The organism is Sandarakinorhabdus sp. (assembly GCF_031422795.1).
GTDB lineage: Bacteria > Pseudomonadota > Alphaproteobacteria > Sphingomonadales > Sphingomonadaceae > Sandarakinorhabdus.
The window spans coordinates 1-2877 of sequence record NZ_JANPML010000318.1; the positions used below are offsets into that span (position 1 = coordinate 1).

The window sequence follows — 2877 nt, forward strand, 5'->3', positions numbered from 1 at the left end:
TCGACTGATACAGGCTGACCGGAATTGCGACCGGGAAGAACGGATCGCGATCACCATGCACGATCAACGTGCGGGCCTTGATTTTCGCCAGGCCAGCAGGCTGAAAATTCATGTCATCCTGGCTGAAGCCCAGAGCGCGGAACTGCCCCAGCAATGACCGCACCTGCTCCTCGCCCCGGCTGGCGCATTGACGAAATTCAGCCACAACCTCCGGCGGCACAGTGTCTACCGTCGAGGTTTGCATGATGGCGCGCGCCTGGTCCGGGAAATGGGTCGTGGCACCGATGACAACCATTTTGGATACGCGATCAGGGTGGCGTGTCGCCAGATGCAGCAAGGTCATGCCGCCGCTGCTGAAGCCTATGGCGCGCGCCGTCTTTATGCCCAATTGGTCCATCAGGGCATGCACATCCTCGGCAGCCGCTGCGTGACTGAAAACACCGGTGGGGTTGGTGGACTGCCCGTGTCCGCGTGCATCCAAGGTGATCACCCGGTGCGCCTTGGCCAGTTCTCTTGCGATGCTGTCCCAAGCAGCCGCACACGAGCCAAAGCCGTGCAGCAACAGCAATGGCTCGCCCTGCCCGCGGACGGTGTAATGCAGCGAAACGCCGTTTATTGCAGCGGTTTCTGCAACAGCAGGACCAGGCGCCAGCGCCAGCAGGAAGCACGCTGCCCATGCGAGTGTTCTCATGCTTGCAAACCTGTTCTGCCGGCCGGATTTAATATCATGGCGACACAGTGCTTCAAAAGCCGGCTGTGGGCAAATTGGCGGCAAGCGGCGTCCATCAATAGAAAAAGCGTTCCTCGATGATCTCGCCGTCTTCGATGGTGTAGAGGGCGATTTCATCCATCTGGATGCGGTCACCCGTGGCGTTGACGGTCACATCCATCAGGTAGCGCACGCTGAACTGGTCGCCATTGACCCACGGCCCTTCAGCGCTGGCGCTGTGGACGGTGTGGGCACTGTTCCACCAGGCCGATTTGCCGCGCACCGCTTCGATGCCTTCGGCGACCGCCATCGGGCCGTCGCCGCTTTCGAAGGAGATCACGTCGTCGGCCCAATAAGTCTCGCCAATGGCATCAAAATCGCCGGCCTTGGCGAGTGCCACCACGGCTTCAGCAATGGTGCGGACTTCGTTGCTGTCGTCGCTCATCACGTCCTCCAAGTTCGAGTCGTTGCACTGCCCTACTTAATATTGTGCCACGTATGCGTGACAAATGCGCGGCCTTGGCGCTTGATGACAGCCAGCCCATGGCCTTGGGTGACGTGAATTTGCGCAGGGGAATGGTTGATGTTGACGGTGCTGCTGGGCCTGTTGCTGCTGGTTGCAGTTGGCAATGCCTTCGTCATGGTGCGTGCCGCGGTTCGGCAGCAGGCGTGGCCGCGGGCGGAAGCGTTGGTGCTGGGCGCGGTGGCGAATTTCCTCGACACGCTGGGCATCGGATCGATGGCGCCCACCATGGCGTGGTTCAAGTTTCGCAAGCTGGTGCCCGATCACCTGATCCCGCAGACAATGATCACCGGGCTGACCTTGCCAACGATGGTGGAGGGGCTGATCTTCCTCAGCCTGCTCGGCGTGGGGGTGGATCCCGTGCTGCTGGTGGGCAGCATCCTGGCTTTTCTGGCCGGGGGCTGGGTCGGCCTGCCGCTGATCGCCCGCGCCAGAGCCTGGGTCGTGCAGGGCGTGGTGGGCCTCGCACTGTTGATCGCGGCAGTATTTTTCCTACTGTCCAATCTCGATCTGATGCCTGTGGGCGGCACGGCGACCAGCCTGCCGCCCGGCCTGACGATACTGGCCATTGCCGCCAGTTTCGGCTTTGGCGTGCTGATCAATTTTGGCGTGGGCAATTATGCGCCAACGCTGGCCATGCTCAGCCTGATGGGGCTGGATCCACGGCTGTGCTTTCCGATCATGGCCGCCAGCGCCTCCTTTGCGGCGGCGGGCATTGCGACGCATCACATCAGGGCCGGCAAGATCGATCTGCGGATTCCCGTGGCCATGGTGCTGGCCGGCATCCCTGCGGTGCTGGTGGCGGCCTATGTGGTAAAATCACTACCGCTGGAACCGCTGCGCTGGCTGGTGTCGGTGGTGATCATCTATACCGGGATCGTCATGCTGCGATCGGCTGCGGCCAGCCGGAAAAGTGCGGTGACAGCCCCTGCTGCGACATGACAAAGCCGCCGCCGCAGGCTATGCGCGCGGCCATGAACCAGATCACTGCCGAAATCGTTGCCGCCCACGGCTTCACGCCGGAAGAATATGCGCGCTTGCTGAACGCGATGGGGCGCGAGCCTAACCTGCTGGAACTCGGCATCTTTTCGGTGATGTGGTCTGAACACTGCAGCTACAAATCCAGCCGCATGCATCTTGCCAAGCTGCCGACCACGGCGCCGTGGGTGATCTGCGGCCCGGGCGAAAATGCCGGCGTGATCGACATCGGCGATGGTGACGCCGCCATCTTCAAGATGGAGAGCCACAATCACCCGAGCTATATCGAGCCCTATCAGGGCGCGGCGACCGGCGTGGGCGGCATCCTGCGCGATGTGTTCACGATGGGCGCGCGGCCCATCGCCAACCTGAATGCGCTGCGTTTTGGCGACATTGATGCGCCCAAGATGCGCCACCTGGTAAAGGGCGTCGTCGCCGGCATCGGCGGTTACGGCAATTGCGTCGGCGTGCCGACCGTGGGCGGTGAGACGATTTTCCACCCCAGCTATAACGGCAACATCATCGTCAATGCGATGACCGTTGGTATCGCCAAGGCCGACAAGATTTTCTATTCGGCTGCCGCCGGCGTGGGCAATCCGGTGGTCTATGTCGGTTCCAAGACCGGGCGCGACGGCATCCACGGCGCGACCATGGCCAGCGCCGAATT

The 2877-nt window shown here is 62.0% G+C and carries 4 protein-coding genes; 2 read left to right on the forward strand and 2 right to left on the reverse strand.

Features of this window, described 5'->3' with window-relative positions; genetic code table 11:
- Window positions 1–847, reverse strand: an 847-nt coding sequence (locus RMO81_RS11545) for an alpha/beta hydrolase (protein WP_310476026.1), incomplete at its 3' end; no start/stop codon positions are given.
- Window positions 786–1154, reverse strand: a complete 369-nt coding sequence (locus tag RMO81_RS11550; protein ID WP_310476027.1) for a nuclear transport factor 2 family protein — start codon at window positions 1152–1154, stop codon at window positions 786–788. The genes RMO81_RS11545 and RMO81_RS11550, both read right to left, overlap by 62 nt.
- A gap of 138 nt (window positions 1155–1292) precedes the next feature.
- Here RMO81_RS11550 and RMO81_RS11555 point away from each other — a divergent pair, with 138 nt between their 5' ends.
- Window positions 1293–2174 (forward strand): sulfite exporter TauE/SafE family protein, encoded by an 882-nt coding sequence (locus tag RMO81_RS11555; RefSeq protein ID WP_310476028.1) that lies wholly within the window; start codon window positions 1293–1295, stop codon window positions 2172–2174.
- A 32-nt stretch (window positions 2175–2206) separates the two neighbouring features.
- Window positions 2207–2877 (forward strand): AIR synthase related protein (locus RMO81_RS11560; protein ID WP_310476029.1); only part of this gene is annotated, 671 nt, incomplete at its 3' end.